The 15,700-nt window shown below is 69.0% G+C and carries 16 protein-coding genes and 1 tRNA gene; 3 read left to right on the top strand and 14 right to left on the bottom strand.

Annotated features, from left to right (window positions below; genetic code table 11):
- Positions 1-9: 9 nt before the first annotated feature.
- The 9 genes from ACLQ7T_RS11300 to ACLQ7T_RS11260 all read right to left on the bottom strand — a co-directional run bounded on the left by ACLQ7T_RS11300 (position 10) and on the right by ACLQ7T_RS11260 (position 5,821).
- A tRNA-Leu gene (locus ACLQ7T_RS11300) sits at positions 10-94 on the bottom strand.
- Between the two features lie 50 nt (positions 95-144).
- Positions 145-678 carry a CcdC protein domain-containing protein gene (locus tag ACLQ7T_RS11295; protein WP_420479524.1) on the bottom strand — a complete coding sequence of 178 codons (534 nt, stop codon included), beginning with the start codon at positions 676-678 and terminating at the stop codon, positions 145-147.
- An 87-nt stretch (positions 679-765) separates the two neighbouring features.
- Positions 766-1,779 carry a fumarylacetoacetate hydrolase family protein gene (locus tag ACLQ7T_RS11290; RefSeq protein ID WP_420479523.1) on the bottom strand — a complete coding sequence of 338 codons (1,014 nt, stop codon included), beginning with the start codon at positions 1,777-1,779 and terminating at the stop codon, positions 766-768.
- Positions 1,780-1,836: 57 nt separating this feature from the next.
- Positions 1,837-2,568 (bottom strand): hypothetical protein, encoded by a 732-nt coding sequence (locus ACLQ7T_RS11285; protein ID WP_420479522.1) that lies wholly within the window; start codon positions 2,566-2,568, stop codon positions 1,837-1,839.
- An 82-nt stretch (positions 2,569-2,650) separates the two neighbouring features.
- Positions 2,651-2,917, bottom strand: a complete 267-nt coding sequence (locus tag ACLQ7T_RS11280) for a hypothetical protein (RefSeq protein ID WP_420471265.1) — start codon at positions 2,915-2,917, stop codon at positions 2,651-2,653.
- Positions 2,908-3,378, bottom strand: coding sequence for a methyltransferase family protein (locus ACLQ7T_RS11275; protein ID WP_420479521.1), 471 nt, complete (start codon positions 3,376-3,378; stop codon positions 2,908-2,910). The genes ACLQ7T_RS11280 and ACLQ7T_RS11275 overlap by 10 nt, the downstream gene beginning before the upstream one ends.
- Positions 3,375-3,740, bottom strand: coding sequence for a cupin domain-containing protein (locus ACLQ7T_RS11270; protein ID WP_420479520.1), 366 nt, complete (start codon positions 3,738-3,740; stop codon positions 3,375-3,377). Before ACLQ7T_RS11270 ends, ACLQ7T_RS11275 begins: the two co-directional genes overlap by 4 nt.
- Positions 3,737-4,843 (bottom strand): isoaspartyl peptidase/L-asparaginase family protein, encoded by a 1,107-nt coding sequence (locus ACLQ7T_RS11265; RefSeq protein ID WP_420479519.1) that lies wholly within the window; start codon positions 4,841-4,843, stop codon positions 3,737-3,739. Before ACLQ7T_RS11265 ends, ACLQ7T_RS11270 begins: the two co-directional genes overlap by 4 nt.
- Positions 4,844-4,882: 39 nt before the next feature.
- Positions 4,883-5,821: a TroA family protein gene (locus tag ACLQ7T_RS11260; RefSeq protein WP_420479518.1), complete on the bottom strand. Its 939-nt coding sequence runs from the start codon at positions 5,819-5,821 to the stop codon at positions 4,883-4,885.
- A gap of 165 nt (positions 5,822-5,986) precedes the next feature.
- Here ACLQ7T_RS11260 and ACLQ7T_RS11255 point away from each other — a divergent pair, with 165 nt between their 5' ends.
- The gene (locus ACLQ7T_RS11255) at positions 5,987-7,828 is read left to right on the top strand and encodes a peptide MFS transporter (RefSeq protein ID WP_420479517.1); all 1,842 of its coding nucleotides are present in this window, start codon (positions 5,987-5,989) and stop codon (positions 7,826-7,828) included.
- A 146-nt stretch (positions 7,829-7,974) separates the two neighbouring features.
- On the opposite strand, the gene ACLQ7T_RS11250 is transcribed toward ACLQ7T_RS11255, so the two are convergent.
- Positions 7,975-10,014 carry a TonB-dependent receptor plug domain-containing protein gene (locus ACLQ7T_RS11250; RefSeq protein ID WP_420479516.1) on the bottom strand — a complete coding sequence of 680 codons (2,040 nt, stop codon included), beginning with the start codon at positions 10,012-10,014 and terminating at the stop codon, positions 7,975-7,977.
- A gap of 171 nt (positions 10,015-10,185) precedes the next feature.
- Here ACLQ7T_RS11250 and ACLQ7T_RS11245 point away from each other — a divergent pair, with 171 nt between their 5' ends.
- The gene (locus tag ACLQ7T_RS11245; protein ID WP_420479515.1) at positions 10,186-11,172 is read left to right on the top strand and encodes a TraB/GumN family protein; all 987 of its coding nucleotides are present in this window, start codon (positions 10,186-10,188) and stop codon (positions 11,170-11,172) included.
- Between the two features lie 107 nt (positions 11,173-11,279).
- Here ACLQ7T_RS11245 and tldD read toward each other — a convergent pair whose 3' ends face one another.
- The 4 genes from tldD to ACLQ7T_RS11225 form a co-directional block, all read right to left on the bottom strand.
- The gene (gene tldD, locus ACLQ7T_RS11240) at positions 11,280-12,710 is read right to left on the bottom strand and encodes a metalloprotease TldD (RefSeq protein WP_420479514.1); all 1,431 of its coding nucleotides are present in this window, start codon (positions 12,708-12,710) and stop codon (positions 11,280-11,282) included.
- 104 nt (positions 12,711-12,814) lie between these two features.
- On the bottom strand, positions 12,815-13,591 hold the full coding sequence (locus ACLQ7T_RS11235) for a GIN domain-containing protein (RefSeq protein ID WP_420479513.1): 777 nt from the start codon (positions 13,589-13,591) through the stop codon (positions 12,815-12,817).
- Positions 13,592-13,604: 13 nt separating this feature from the next.
- Positions 13,605-14,183, bottom strand: a complete 579-nt coding sequence (locus tag ACLQ7T_RS11230; RefSeq protein ID WP_420479512.1) for a DUF1700 domain-containing protein — start codon at positions 14,181-14,183, stop codon at positions 13,605-13,607.
- Positions 14,180-14,545 (bottom strand): PadR family transcriptional regulator, encoded by a 366-nt coding sequence (locus ACLQ7T_RS11225; RefSeq protein ID WP_420479511.1) that lies wholly within the window; start codon positions 14,543-14,545, stop codon positions 14,180-14,182. The genes ACLQ7T_RS11230 and ACLQ7T_RS11225 overlap by 4 nt, the downstream gene beginning before the upstream one ends.
- Before the next feature lie 244 nt (positions 14,546-14,789).
- Here ACLQ7T_RS11225 and coxB point away from each other — a divergent pair.
- Positions 14,790-15,700, top strand: a 911-nt coding sequence (gene coxB / locus ACLQ7T_RS11220) for a cytochrome c oxidase subunit II (protein WP_420479510.1), incomplete at its 3' end; no start/stop codon positions are given.

The following is a 15,700-nucleotide window of genomic DNA, read 5'->3' as shown; positions in this document are numbered from 1 at the left end:
TCGCGCTGATGGTGCGGGCGGTCGGGCTCGAACCGACACTCCTTGCGGAACCGGATTTTGAGTCCGGCGCGTCTACCAGTTTCACCACGCCCGCGTGGGTCTGCGCCTACAGGCGCGGCCCGGGGAAAGCAACCGTCTCCGGCGTCAGGCCTCGACCTCGACGTGGGCGTCCGTGCCGCCGCGCCGGATGTTGCGGGCGCGGATGAACATCTCGATGCGCTGGGTCACGACCATGGCCGCGGCGAACAGCATGAAGGCCTCGATGATGGCGAGCGGATTGACGTGCCAGTCGGCGGCGTGGGCCTGAAGCCAGGGTTCGAGCGCCCGACGGGCGACGAGGACGGCGATGATGATGATCAGCCCGATCGGCGAGGCCTGGGCCTTCAGCGTGCCGTCGGCCTCCTTGTGGATGGTGGTCATCCTGCCGCGCTGCCAGCCGAAGGCGGCGCCCAGGCCGAGGCCGGCGGCGAGGATCAGCAGGGAGATCGGATCGACCGGAAGCTGACCCTGTCCGCTGGCGCTGATGCCCCACAGGCCCGCGCCGATGGCCAGGACGATGATCAGCGGCGACACCCAGAGAAACTCGGGCCGCAGGGTCCGCGGCTTCCGGTTCCGCAGAAGCACCAGCGGGACCACGGCCGCGATCACAATCAGCGGGATCAGTTGTTCAGGCGTCACGGCAGCCTCCCCCGTTCGCGAAACTGATGACAGGCGAACGGGGCGGAGATTATCCCTCCGGGCCGGGGCGTAAAGCGGTTTCGGGGCTCAGCCCCCGACCGGGCCGACGGTCTGTTCGATCGCGCCGAAGATGGAATGGTGCTTCTCGTCCAGCATCTCGATGCGGACGGTGTCGCCGTGCTTGAGGAAGCTGGTCTCCGGCTTGCCGCGCAGGAGGGTCTCGACGGTGCGGACCTCGGCGATGCAGCTGTAGCCCAGCCCGCCCTCGGCCACCGGCTTGCCCGGACCGCCGTCGGCGTCGCGGTTCGAGACCGTGCCCGAGCCGATGACCGTGCCGGCGCACAGGGCGCGGGTCTTGGCCAGATGCGCGATCAGGGTCCCGAAGTCGAAGGTCATGTCGACCCCGGCGTCGGCCTTGCCGAAGTCCTCGCCGTTCAGCTGGACCGACAGGGCGCCGTGCAGTTTCCCGTCCTTCCAGCGGTCGCCCAGGGCGTCCGGGGTGACGAAGACCGGCGACAGGGCGCTGGCGGGCTTGGACTGGACGAAGCCGAAGCCCTTGGACAGTTCCGCCGGGATCAGGTTGCGCAGGCTCACGTCGTTGACGAGGCCGACCAGACGGATGTGCGTCAGCGCCTCTTCGCGGGTCACACCCTGCGGCACGTCGCCGGTCACGACGACGATTTCGGCCTCGAGGTCACAGCCCCAGCTTTCGTCGGCCAGGGGGATCGAATCACGCGGGTTCAGGAAGCCGTCCGAGCCGCCCTGGTACATCAGGGGGTCGGTCCAGAAGCTCTCGGGCATCTCGGCGCCGCGCGCCTTACGGACCAGTTCGACGTGGTTCACATAGGCCGAGCCGTCGGCCCACTGATAGGCGCGGGGCAGGGGCGAGGCGGCGTCGCGTTCGTGGAAGCGGCCGCGCGGCACGCCGCCGTGCTCCAGGCTTTCGGCGAGGGCCCTCAGATCGGGCTCGACCCGGTCCCAGTTGTCCAGCGCCGCCTGCAGCGTCGGGGCGATCAGGAAGGCGTCGGTGAACCAGGCGAGGTCGCTGGAGACGACGACGAGGCGGCCGTCACGGCCGTGCTTGAGCGAGGCGAGTTTCATGCCGAACGCCTAGCCGGTTTCCTCGCGGGGGGAAACCGGGACCCTGTCGGTGGCGGATCAGGCCTCGCCCGACAGCTGGGCCAGAGCCTCCTGCAGCTCTGTCTCCCGGGCCTTGCTGTGCCGCCAGTGTTCGTTGAAGGCCGCCACCGCCAGCCGGAGCGCGTCGATCTGCTGACGGGTCGTCATCTGGTCGTCCTGCGCCGGCGGATGGGGCGGATGGCCGCCATGATCCGGCTTGTCCGTGGCGGGCGAGGCGGACGGGGCGACATTGATGACGATGCTCGCCGCGGCGGCGGCCGCCGCTGCGCCCGCCGTCTGGCCGTGTCCTTCGGCTCCGCCGTGATCGTCGTGCTTCTGGTCGTGGCCCTCCCCGTGACCGTGGCCCGGGGTTCCGTGAGCGTCCTTTTTCTCCGCCGGGCGCTTGCCCTCGATCGCCTTGTCGAGCGTCGCGACGCGCGTCGCCAGCCCGCCCTTGCCGCCGGCCACGGCGAGCACCTTGCCCAGCCTCGCGTCGATCACGGTCCGCAGGTGCTCGGCCCGCCCCTTCAGCGCGTTGTCGTCGGCCTTCATGGCGTCCTTGGCGGCGGCGTCGATCGCCTTCCAGATCGATTCCGAGGCGTCTCCGCCCCGGGCGGTCGATTGTCCGCGTAAAACCCAGCCGGCGAGGCCGGCCAGCAGGACGGCGAGGATCAGGACGGCCCACAGGGCCGGGTCCGCGCCGATGAAGATGGGGGCGTCCAGCGGGGCGCCGGCCGGATCGGCCGCGGGAAAGTCTGCACCGTAGGACATGATGGCTCCCGCTGAATGACCGAACATCATTCTGCGCGACCAGCCCCGCTTGGCAACGGGAAAGGTTAACGCCGCTGTGGATTCAACCCGGCGGGTGGATCAGGGCCTTGGCCTCGGCGCCCTCGCGCCCGCCGATCAGCCGGACCTCGACCTCGACGCTGATCGCCCCCTCGGGCTGGTGCGCCCACAGGTAGCGGCGCTCGACCTCAACATCGCGGCCCGACGGCGCGACGCCTTCATAGGTGTCGCCCCAGGGGGTGACGGCCTTCATGTCCGGCCAGGGCAGGGCGCAGGCGGCGTCCAGCTCCTCGATAGCCATTTCGGACAGTTCGTCGTCTTTCACAGCCATCGGCGCACCTTCGAGCGATAGGCGTCCCACTCGGCGCCGAACCGGGCGGCGAGATAGCGTTCCTCGCGCAGGACCACAAACCGGTCGACCACCACCATGCAGGGGATCAGCAGGGCGAGGGCGGTCCAGCTGTCCATGGAGATGGCGAAGCCGATGTAGATCAGGGCGAAGCCGAGATAGATCGGATTACGGCTGAACGCGTAGAGGCCGTCGGTGGCCAGCGCTGTCGTCGCCTTCCACGGCTCGGGCGGCGTGCCGAGCCGGCGGAACCGGGTCAGGGCGGCCATCTCGGCGACCAGGCCGAGCACGATCAGGCCCAGGGCCAGGCCGCGCCGCAGCTCCACGGACAGGCCCAGCGTGGGCTCGCCGATCAACGACCCCAGGCCCCATCCCGCGAACAGGAAGGCGACATAGATCAGCGGCGGCGGGAAGCGGACGGGGCCGGCGGTGCTGGATGTCATACGGTCTGTCCTGAAGGCGCGGTGAACTCGGACACCGGGGCGTCGCCGGTGTTGATGACCTCGGACGGCTCGAAGATCATCACCTCGGCCTCCTCGTCGGCGGCGGTGCGATGCTCGATCCCGCGCGGGACGACGACGAACTGGCCGGGATCGAGGCTGACGATCCGGTCGCGGAACTCGACCCGGAAGCGGCCCTTCCAGACCAGGAACATCTCGTCGGCGGCCTCGTGGCTGTGCCAGGGGAAGACGCCCTGCACCTTCACCAGCCGCACGTCCTGCCCGTTCAGCTGGGCGGCGATGCGGGGCCGCCAGTGGTCTGAGAAGGCGGCGAACTTTTCGGTCAGATCGACGGCCGCGGTCACGGGCGGAGCTCTTCGTCGCCGTAGATGGCGACCTTCGCGGGTTCATTGTTGGAGACCGCGCCGCGATACATGCCGGAGGTGTTCATGGCGAAGGCGGGGACTCCGCTCAGCGGCATGACGATGACGCCGCCTTCGCCGCCCAGCGCGCCGACCTCGCCGATTTCTTCATCAGCGACGTGTTGGGCCAATCCGCCCGGCGTCCGGTCGAAATCACGGTGCTCTGATATGTAGGGCATGACGCTCATTGTCGCGCAGATGTCCCGCGCCACCGTCGCGCGGATGAAATACTCGCCCGAACCCGTGGCCGAGACCGCGCAGCCGTCGCCGTTGGAGGCGTAGGTGCCGGCGCCGATCACCGGCACGTCGCCGACGCGGCCCCAGCGCTTGGCGGTCATGCCGCCGGTCGAGGTGCCCGCCGCCAGTCGGCCCTGCTGGTCCAGCGCCACCGCGCCGACGGTGCCGAACTTACGCTCGTTCAGGGGCGGGGCGGGCAGGGTGTTCTCCGCCTGCGGACCGGGGGCGCCGGCGGGACGCGGCGGGATGGGCAGGTTCTGGGCGCGCAGGGCGGTCTCCAGCCCCCGCCAGCGGCGCTCGGTGAAGAAGAAGCCCGGGTCCACCTGCTCCAGCCCGACCGAGGCGGCGAAGCTGTCGGCGCCGGGGCCGATCAGCATGACGTGGGGCGACTGATCCATCACCGCGCGGGCGGCGGCGATGGGGTGGCGGGTGGTGGTCAGGCCCGCGACCGATCCGGCGTTCAGGGTCGAGCCGTCCATGACGGCGGCGTCCAGCTCGTTGCGGCCCTCGGCGGTGAAGACGGCGCCGCGTCCGGCGTTGAACAGCGGATCGTCCTCCATGATCTGGATCGCCGCCTGCACCGCGTCCATGGCGGAGCCGCCCTCGGCCAGGATCGCCTGCCCGGCCTCCAGCGCGCGGTGCAGGGCGGCGCGGTAGGCGGCGTCCTGTTCCGGCGTCAGGCTGTCACGCTCGATGACCCCGGCGCCGCCGTGGATGGCGAAGGACCAGCGGGGCGGCTCCTGTGCGAAGGCCGGTGCGGCGGTCAGGGACAGGACGGCGGCGGCGAGCGCGAGGCGGTGACGGGTCATGACCGCAACCTCGACCAGCCGATCGGGGAACTCAAGCCGTCAGACAACCCAGCGCGGCAACTGGATCTCCGCCGGGGCCATGCCGTAGAGGCGGCGGCTCAGCATCGCGAGCCGGGTCGAGGGGCCGGTGTGGTGGTGTGTGAGCCAGATGCAGCCCAGCAGCCGGTTGACGGATGGCGGCCGATCGACCCAGCCGAACGGCCGGTCGGGCATCAGGATCAGGCGTCGCCGGCTGCCGTCCCGTCGCCGCCGCCAATCCGGATCGGCGTGTATGGTCCGCGCAAAGTCCGGGTTGAGCGTCACCAGGAACTCGGGGTCCCAGTCGATGACCTGCTCGAGGGTCACCCGGCCGATCCCCTCGCCGCCGACCGCGACATTGGTCCAGCCGCCGCCTTCCAGCACCTCGGTCGCCAGGGCGCCGCCGAAGCCGGTCTGCAGGCCGTCGGCGCCGCGGGCGTAGTAGAAGCTGGGGCCGCCGGAGAGGGTCCGCCATTCGGACAGGATCTGTTCCGCCGCCTCGGCCAGGGATCCGCCGCGGTCCCGGACGTCGAGCAGACGTCCGGCCTGGCGGAAGGCGTCGGGGATCTTTTCCAGCGCGCCGTCAATCAGGGCCCAGGGCACGCCCAGGGTCTCGCCGGCGGCGCGTCCGCGGGCCACGGCCTTCCGGGTGGTGTCGCCGTAGTCGAGGATCAGGCGGGGTCTCAAGGCCGAGAGGGCGGCGACATCCGCCGTCGGGGACGGTCCGGACAGCGCTCCCAGTTCGGGCAAATCCGCCGCCCCCGCCGCCAGACCGGTCAGGCATTCGGGATCCGGGCGACGCGGCCAGCCGGCCAGGCGGTCCCGGGCCACGGCCCAGATCAGAACCGCCGCCGGCTGTCCCGCGGCGATCACATTGCGGTGGTGGGCGGGCGCGCGCGAACAGGCGGCCGCCGCGAGCGACGTCCCAAGTCCGATCAGGGTGCTGCGCCGTGTGGGCATGGGATTCGCCTGCGCCGATACAGGGTTGCGCCTAGCGTGCTGGGAGGGGGCGGGACAAGCCGGTTTCCGGCCAATTTACCCTTTACCCTTGTCGGGTGTTGCTCCGCGTGCTGCTTATGCGCCCATCGCGTCAGGTTGGGGCGCAAGCATTATGGGAGTTGGCCGTTGAGTACGACGGACATCGGGGGCGAGCTTACCGCGTCGCCCCGAAAGACATTTCTGGGCCATCCGCGCGGGCTGGTGATCCTGTTCTTCACCGAGATGTGGGAGCGCTTTTCCTACTACGGGATGCGGGCGCTGCTGGTCCTGTACCTGACCCAGCACTTCCTGTTCGGACCGGCTGAAGCCCAGGGCATCTACGCGGCCTATGCGGCGCTGGTGTACCTGATGCCGGTGCTGGGCGGCATGATCGCCGACCGTTATCTCGGATCGCGCAAGGCCGTGATCATCGGCGCCGTTCTTCTGGTCGCCGGTCACTTCACGATGGCGTTCGAGGGGACGGGCGGCAAGGAAAGCCTGACCATCGGCGACACGACCTACCAGATCGAGGTCGTCGGTCGGGACCAGAATCGTCAGATGTTCGCCGTGAACGGTGACGAACGCGTCCAGATCGCGATCACGCCGGAAGGCGTGTCGACCGTCGGCGCCGAGCCCTCGGCTGCGAACGCCGCCGACGCCGCGGTCGCCGCCGTCGCTGAAGCGACCGAGGGCGCCGCCCCGGCCGGTTCGCTGGATCCGGCGACCCAGGCCGCGCCGGTCGCCGCCGCCGCCGCAGGTTTCCCGGCCTTCACGGCCACCGGCGGATACTCGCTGGAAACCTCGCGCGACACGGCGCTGGGCGAGCCGGTGCTGTTCCTGGCCCTGTCGCTGATCATCGTCGGCGTGGGCTTCCTGAAGGCCAATATCTCGACCGTCGTCGGCTCGCTCTACGAAGAGAACGATCCGCGTCGCGACGGCGGCTTCACCATCTTCTACGTCGGCATCAACCTGGGCTCGTTCCTGGCCACCGCCGCCTGTTCCTACCTCGGCATCAAATATGGCTGGGCCTACGGCTTCGGCCTCGCCGGTATCGGCATGCTGTTCGGTCTGCTGACCTTCGTGCTCGGCCAGAACTGGCTGGAAGGCCGCGGCGGACCGCCTGTGCCGATCCAGGGCCGCAGCATCCTCGGGGTTCCTCTGGTGCCCTTCTTCTGGATCGCCGGTCTGGTCGCGGTCTTCCCGACCTGGCTGCTGATGCGCAGCCACGAGATCATCGAAACGGGCCTGCCGTGGATCGCGGGCGTCATCTTCGCCCTGGTCGTCGGCTACACCGTCTTCCGCCTGAAGGGCTCGGAGCGCAGCCGGATGCTGGTGGCGCAGGTGCTGATCTTCTTCTCCGTCCTGTTCTGGGCCCTGTTCGAACAGGCCGGTTCGTCGCTGACCCTGTTCGCCGACCAGTCGACCGAGATGCCGTCGTGGTTCAATGCCGCCATGACGCAGATGTTCAACCCGGGCATCATCGTCATCGGCGGACCGATCCTCGCCGGCCTGTGGGTCTGGCTGGGCAAGCGCAACGCCGAGCCGTCGACCCCGGTGAAGTTCTCGTTCGGCCTGATGTTCGTGGGCCTCGGCTTCCTGGTTCTGATGTGGGCCGCCGGAAACATGGCCAACGCGGACTTCCGCGTGCCGCTGCTGTTCCTGTTCCTGACCTACTTCTTCCACACCATCGGCGAGCTCTGCCTGTCGCCGGTGGGCCTGTCGATGATCACCAAGCTGTCGCTGCCGCGCGTCGTCGGCATGATGATGGGCGTGTGGTTCCTGTCGAGCTCGGTCGCGCACATCGTGGCCGGCATCATCGCCAAGGCGACGGCGACGGATACGGTGGCCGGCGTGGTCACCGACCGCGCGGGCGCCCTGGCGACCTACGGCTCGATCTTCGGAACGATCGGTTGGGTCGGCGTCGGCGTCGGCATCTTCCTTCTGATCATCTCGCCGCTGCTCAAGAAGGGCATGGCGGGCATCCACTGATCGCCGGATCTGTCGCCTGAAAGCGAAAGGGCGGAGCCTTACGGCTCCGCCCTTTTTCTTTGCGATCGGGAAAATGGCGGCGGAGGGCAAGGGAACCTCCGCCGCCGTCGGGCCTCCGGTCCCAGGAGGCGGGACCGGAGTCGAGATCAGAAGGTCTTGCGCAGACGGATCTGGTAGAAGGTGCGCGGGTCGATCTGCCTGGTTTCGATGAAGTCGACCGGCCGGGTGGTGCGATTGCCGTAGGCGATCCGCTCCTGGTCGAAATTGTCCCAGATGTTCATCTGCGCGCGGATCGAGAGGGTCGGGGTCGGCTTGTACTCGGCCCACAGTTCAAAATAGTCGCGCCCGCGCCAGCTGAAGCGCTGGTCCGGATCAAAGCTGGTCTGGCCCAGCAGCGGGATCCAGGCGCCGCCCCACTGCAGCTTCCAGGAGGCGATGTCCTGGGCGACGGTGAAGGTGGCCTGCGAGGGGCGGACCCCCGAGATCGGGCGACGCTCGCCCGTGGTCGGATCGGTCACCTCGGTCTTGTTCCAGGTGTTGCGGAAGCCCAGGCGCCCGCCGGTGAAGCCGGCCCAGTCCATCGGGACCAGGATGTTCACCGCCAGCTGGTCCAACGTGCCGTCGCCGATATTGCCGACCGCCGACAGGCCGGCGTCCAGCGGAATCGAGTCGATGGCGTCCGTGATCTCGTCGTGGCGCAGGCCGATGCTGACGATGCCGTCCCCCATGAAGCGCCGCTCATAGGTCAGTTCGCTGATCCAGCGCTGCTCGGGCTCCAGATCGATATTGCCGCCGAAGACATTCTCGTCCTCCAGATCGGCCGAGGCGGCGAAGTCGCTGAAGTCCAGCTGGCCGACCTCGCGTTCGAAGCGCAGGCGGAACTGGTTGTTGGCCATCGGGGTCCAGGTGGCCTGCAGGCGGGGCTTGGCGAAGAAGAAGCTCTTTTCCTGGTCGGCGTCGCCGGACTGGGTGATGGTCGACCCCTCCAGTCGCAGGCCGCCCTCCACCGTGAGGTTCTCCCGCACCCGCCAGGTGCCCTTGCCGAACAGCTCGCCGCGGGTCTCCTCGACCTTGACCGAGGCCGACGGCAGCGGAACGGGCGCGCCGCCGATGCTGAAGGCCTGTTCGGTCTCCAGCATGTTGTAGGCGATCTCGCCGCCGGTCTCCCAGGTCAGGCCGGGGCTCTGCTCGAAGCGGACCAGTCCGCGCAGGATGGTCTCGGAGCTCTCGCCGACGGACTCGAAGCGCTGTTCGGGGCTGTCGACGCCGGACAGCGTCGAGCGGCTGGTGGAGACCCCGTCGAAGTCGCTGAACTCGTGGATGAAGCGGGTCTCCAGATTCAGTCGCGCGCTCAGCGGCCGGGTATAGACGACACCCAGTTCGCCGAAGGAGCCGTCCTCGCCGTACCGGCTCTCCCGGCGGATGTCGGGGGCGGTCTGCAGGTTGATGTTGCCGAAGTCGTTGACCCCGTATCGCGCCGTCAGGTCGATCTTCCCGCCCAGGAAGGGGCTGGCGTAGTTGACGCGGGCCGACTGGCTGCCGCCGCTCTGGTCGTTGAAGAAGGTCTCGTTCCGCAGGATCGCGCCGGCGCCGTCGCGGCGGATGACCGGGCCCATGCCGTTCGAATCGCTCATCGACAGACCGTCGCTGAGGGTGAAGCCCCAGGTCCGGTCGCCGTCGCGGGCGGTGAACTGGATCGAACCGCCGTAGACATCCTGTCCGCCCTCGAACAGGACGGCGTTCCCCGTGACGATGGTCTCCTGGCTCGACTGGCTGCGGGTGATGACGTTCACCACCATCGCGAAGCTCTGCATGTCGATGCCCGGGGCGCCGCCGCGGACCAGTTCGATCCGCTCGACATTGGCCGCCAGGGTGCGGCCCAGGACGCTCGAGCCGCTGTCGTTCTTCGAGGCGGGACGGGCCCCGTTGATCAGCACATTGCCGACCGAGCCCTCGAAGCCGCGGCTGCCGTCCCCGTCGACGATGCTGAAGCCGGGGACCCGGTTGACCATGTCCAGGGCGGTGGTCGGCTGCTGGTCAGCGAAGAAATCGGGCGTGAACACCAGCACGCCCTGTTGGCCTGCCTCGGCCTGGGCGGCGCGGGGAGCCTGCGGCGGGGTCTGGGCGACGGCGGCGCCGGCGGACAGCGCCAGGGCGGTCGTCGCCATCAGGATCATCTTGGTCATTGCGGAACTCCCCTCGTCGTGTGACGAGAGGTGTGACCGCACGGACCGCCTGTCTCCAGTTACATCACGGACAGGTGGATTAAATCGGCGACATCATTACCGGTCTGTCATCTTCGTGTTCTTGCTGTGTCCATTCAATACTGTCGTTCATCAAGTCTAACGGGCGTGAAAATGAAATCCGTCGCTTTCGCATCGTTGCTGTTTCTGGCCGCCTCCGCTGTCGCGCCGTCGGTCGCGGCCCAGGCGGTGGGGCAGGCCGCCGGCGCCGCCCCGGTTCCGGTCGCCCAGGACGGGACGACCGAACTCGACGAGGTGGTCGTGCTCGCGCGCCGGTCCGGCGCGCCGATGTGGACGGTCTCCCGCGGGGACAGCACCCTGATCCTGGTCGGATCGATCCGCAGCATTCCCCGCGACGTCACCTGGCGGCCCGAGGCGCTCGAGGCGGCGGCCGCCCGCGCGGACCTGATCCTGCTGCCGCAGGAGGGGCGGGCGTCCCTGAGCGATCTGTTTCGTTTGATCTGGCGCATGCGCACCATCAGTCGCCTGCCCGAGGGCACCACGACGGCCGACTACCTGTCGCCCGACGCCCAGGCCCGGCTGGAGGCGGTGATGGCGGGCGAGCGAAGCCAGGACTGGCGCCGCAAGAGTCTCCTGATGCTCGGGCTGGACCTGATGCAGGACAAGGCCGGCTTCCGCGCCGGCCGGGAAGGGCAGGACGCGATCGACGTCGTTCGGCGCTCCGGCCGTCAGGCCCGGGTCGATGTGCGTCCGGTCGGGATCGTGCGCGGGGACGAGATGGTCGAGAGCCTGATCTCGGCGCCCCAGGCGACCCACGTCCCCTGCGTCGAGCGGGCCATCGCCGCCGCCGAGGCGGGCCCGGAGGCGTCACGCGACCGGGCGATGGACTGGCGCGCCTTCCGCGTTCCCGAGGTGGTCGGGTCGCCGATCGAGCAGGCGCTGAACGTCTGCTGGCCCTGGGGCGACCCGGAGATCGCCCCGCAATTGCACCAGCAATGGGCGGCGGCGGTCGAAACCGCGATGATCTCGCCCGGCACGACCATGGGCGTCGCTCCGGTCCGCCTGCTGGCGGAGGAGGGGGGCGTTCTGGACAGCCTGAAGGCCCGCGGGTTTGAAATCGAGGGGCCGGAGTGGAAGTGAAGGAAGGGATTAGGGACTAGGGATTAGGTTCGAGCGCGAGGCTGGCGATCACTTTCCCGGCGTCGATAATCCCTAATCCCTAATCCCTAATCCCTAATCCCTAATTCCTAGACCGCCGTTCCGCCCACCGTCAGTCCGCCGATCTTCAGCGAGGGCTGGCCGATGCCGACGGGGACGCCCTGGCCGGCCTTGCCGCAGACCCCGACGCCCGGATCGAACTCGAAGTCGTCGCCGATCATCCGGACCTGCGTCAGGGCCGTGGCGCCGTCGCCGATCAGGGTCGCGCCGCGCACCGGGGCAGTGATCCGACCGTCCTCGATCAGGTAGGCTTCGGTGCACTGGAAAACGAACTTGCCGTTGGTGATGTCCACCTGGCCGCCGCCGAAATTGGCGGCGTAGAGGCCGCGCTTCGTGCTGGCGATCATGTCCGCCTTCGAATCCTTGCCGCCTTCCATGAAGGTGTTGGTCATGCGCGGCATCGGCATGTGGGCGAAGGACTGGCGGCGGCCGTTGCCGGTCGCCGCGGCGCCCAGCTGACGCGCCGACAGCCGGTCGTGCATCAGCCCGACCATGATTCCGTCCTCGATCAGGACCGTGCGGTTGGTCGGGGTGCCCTCGTCGTCGATCGTCAGGGAGCCGCGACGACCGGCGATGGAGCCGTCGTCGACCACGGTCACGCCCGGAGCGGCGACCCGCTTGCCCATCATGCCGGTGAAGACCGAGGAGCCCTTGCGGTGGAAGTCGCCCTCGAACCCGTGGCCGATGGCCTCGTGCAGCAGGACGCCCGGCCAGCCCGCCCCCAGGACCACGTCCATCTCGCCGGCGGGGCAGTCGACGGCGTCCAGGTTGACCAGGGCCTGGCGCAGGGCCTCGTCGACCTGGGCCTGCCAGCGCTCCGGGGCGATCCAGGCCTCGAAGCCCGCACGGCCGCCGGCGCCGGAGGAGGCGCTCTCGCGCTTGCCGTCCTTCTCGACCGTGACGGAGACGTTGAGGCGCACCAGCGGGCGCATGTCGCGCATCAGCCGGCCGTCGCCGCGCAGGATCTCGATCTGGCGATGCTCGCCCACCAGAGAGGCGGAGACCTGCACCACGCGCGGGTCGCGGGCGCGGGCCCAGGCGTCGATCTCGGCCAGCAGGGCGATCTTGTCGGAGAAGGCCGGCGAGGCGAGGGGGTCGACCTCGTCATAGAGCTTGCGATTGGTCGCCTGCGGCGCGTCCGCGGCGACGCCCGCATGCCCCGACCTGGCCAGGGCGGCGCTGTCGGCGGCGCGGCGCAGGGCGGGGCCGCTGATTTCGTTGGCGTGGGCGTAGCCGGCGGTCTCGCCGGCGACGACGCGCAGGCCGAAGCCCTCGGTCGCGTCATAGGCCGCGGATTTCAGGCGGCCGTCGTCGAAAACGAGCGACTCCGACTCGGAGCGCTCCAGAAACAATTCGCCGTCGTCGGCTCCCGTCAGGGCGTCCTGCAGGATCGAGAGGGCTTCGTCGGCGCCGACCTCGGCGCTGTCGAGGATGGCGGGCGGGGAAACGAGGACGGTCATGATCCCTAAGTAGGGGCTGACCGTCCCCGCGTCACCATGGTCCGAAATCGGCCGGACCAGACGAAGCCTGGTCCGGCTCAGATTTCGGCCGGCGATAACCGCCGTCAGTCGAACTCGACCTCGCCCCAGCCGGTGATGACCTGGTTCAACTGGGCCGGGTTGCGGGTCAGGGTGACGTCGCCGTGGCCGGAGATGTCGATTTCGGCCTTGCCGGTCGGGCCGACCCTCACGTCGCCGTCGCCCGGCACCGTGATCGTGGCGTCGGTGACGAGCAGGCGGGACAGGTTCACGTCGCCGTCGCCGTTGACCGCGATCGTCGCCGTGTCCGTGCGGCCCTCGGCATTGACCCGGCCTTCGCCCTGGCTGTTCACCGTCAGGGTCGGCTGGTCGTAGTCGCGGACCCGCAGGACGCCGTTGTCGCCCATCTCGAACGTCGTGACCGACGGGGCGGTGACGGTGATCCGCAGCGCTTCGCTTTCGCTCCACACCCGGATGCCCGAACCGTTCCAGCGGATGTAGCCGCGCTCCGGCCGGTCGTCGCCGGCCAGGGTCAGCCGGCCGTTCGAGAAGCGGATGCTGTCCACGATGTCCTTCGGTCCGCTGATGCGGATGCCCGCCGTATCGCCCTGGACGTAGGTGACCTCGCCGGGAACGTCGACCGCGAGGCTGTCGCCGCCGGTCCAGTCGAGGGTGCGTTCGATGTCCGGCTGGACCGGGCCGCGCTCGAACCGGAAGTTCGAGTCGCCGGGGCCGTCGTCGGTGACGACCCAGGTCCAGTCGTGCTTGCGGACATCGTTGCCGACGAGGGCGATCGCGCCGCCGAGGCCGACGAGGGCCAGCAGGAAGCCGACCCCGGTGATGACCAGAAGATTGCGCATCATGTCAGGTCCTCCCTCAGGCCTGGTTGTCGGATTGGGCGCCCAGCGCCGGTTTCAGCACGCGGTAGTGCAGGCGGGCGTACCAGACGGTCAGGTCGATCAGCAGCTTGGACACCATGACCATCAGACCGGTCAGGAAGACGCCCAGACCCATCAGGCCGACCCCGCCCAGAATCGCCGCCGCGATGCCGCCGGGCCCGTCGAAGAACGGGGCGACCACGGCGAAGACCCCGCCGGAGACGAAGATGGCGATGCCGCCCAAAAGCATGGACAGGACCGAGCCGAAGATCGGCGTGACGAGGAACATCAGGATGAAGATGTCCAGGGCGCCCAGCCCGATCAGGCCCAGCACGGCCCCCGCCGCGCTCGACGGGTTCTGCTCCTGGGTCCAGCGGCGGGCGCCCGCTTCGGCGCGCAGCTCCCGCGCCAGGCGTGACGGGTCGCCCAAGGCCGTGGCGATCTCCGCCTCGCTGCGACCGGCGGCCAGGCCGTCGGTGAAATGCAGGTCGTAGTCGGCGGCGATTTCTGCGGCCGTGGTCATCGGCAGGCCCACGAGGCCCTGTCTCAGCCGGGCCATGAATTCGGCGCGGGTCATTGTTCAGCTCCCTCTCCGCTGGCGATCCCGGCGGGGGCCGCCGTATCGTCCAGAATGGTGTCGACCGCCTCGGCGAAGGCGCGCCACTCGGCGCGCTGGGCTTCGAGGGCCCGGCGTCCCGCGTCGGTCAGGCGGTAATATTTGCGCGAAGGGCCCGAGGGCGATTCGACCAGATAGGTCTCCACCTGCCCGTCGGCCTGCATCCGCCGCATCAGCGGATAGATGGTTCCTTCGCCCATGCCGATCGCATCCGACAGGGTCGAGGCGATCTCGTAGGCGTAGCTTTCACGCCGGTTCAGAACGGCCAGGACGCATAGCGTCAGGGCCCCCTTCTTCAGCTGGATCTCTATGGTTTCAGGCACATCAAGGTCTCCTGTGATGGCCGAAGGGGTAACGCAAGGTATCTTGCGCTGCAAGGTAGCTGGCGAAACATGAATGCGATTTAATCCGGCGCCCGAACGTCGCGGATCGGTCGGAACGCTTGGCAAGCGCCGGAGGGGGCGATATGGACCGCCCGAAGTATCGCTGCGGGCCACGTGCCCCGGCGTCTGTTTGCGATTCACTCGCAAACGATTGCGACGAAACGGTTTTATGAGGATGTCTCGCATGGGGATGGGCACGCGGGCCCGGGCGCTGATCGGTGGCGGTATCGCCGCCTTGAGCCTGGCCGTTTTCGCCGCCACGCCGGCCTTGGCTTCGGAAGGCGACCGGATGGGTCAACCGACGCCGGGCGGCATCACGCTTCAGCCGGCGGCCTCGCCGCTCAAGGTCGAGGCGCACTTCTTCCACGACTGGATTCTGCTGCCGATCATCACGGCCATCACCATCCTCGTGCTGGCGCTGCTGATCTGGATCGTGGTCCGCTACAACAAGAAGGCCAACCCGGTCCCGGCGAAGTGGAGCCACAACACCCTGATCGAGGTGATCTGGACGGTGCTGCCGGTCCTGATCCTGGTGTTCATCTCCCTGTTCTCGTTCCGCCTGCTGTTCGCCTACAACAACATGCCGGACCCGTACCTGACCGTTAAGGCCACCGGGAACCAGTGGAACTGGGGCTACGAATACCCCGACCAGGGCATCACCGAGTACGTCTCGAACATGCTGTCCGAGGAAGAGATCGCCGAGCGCGGCATGGATCACGGCCTCTACCGTCTGGCCGCCGACGAACCGATCGTCGTGCCGGTCGGCAAGACCATCCGTATCCAGGTCACCGCCGCGGACGTGATCCACGCCTTCGCCCTGCCGGCCTTCGGTCTGAAGATCGACGCCGTCCCGGGTCGCCTGAATGAAACCTGGTTCCGCGCCGACCGCGTCGGCACCTTCTACGGCCAGTGCTCCGAGCTGTGCGGCGTCGACCACGCCTTCATGCCGATCGAGATCCGCGTCGTCAGCCAGGCCGAGTTCGAGGCCTGGGTCGTCTCCAAGGGCGGTTCGATGACCCCGCCGGCGCCGGAAGGCGCGGCCGCTCCGGCCGCCGCCCCCGCCGCTGACGTCGCCGCCGACGCCTCCACCGCCGC

The sequence above is a fragment of the Brevundimonas sediminis genome (genome assembly GCF_048799765.1).
In the GTDB taxonomy this organism is placed as follows: Bacteria; Pseudomonadota; Alphaproteobacteria; order Caulobacterales; family Caulobacteraceae; genus Brevundimonas.
Note: the sequence above shows the minus strand (reverse complement) of the source record. Positions and strands in the feature narration are given on the sequence as shown.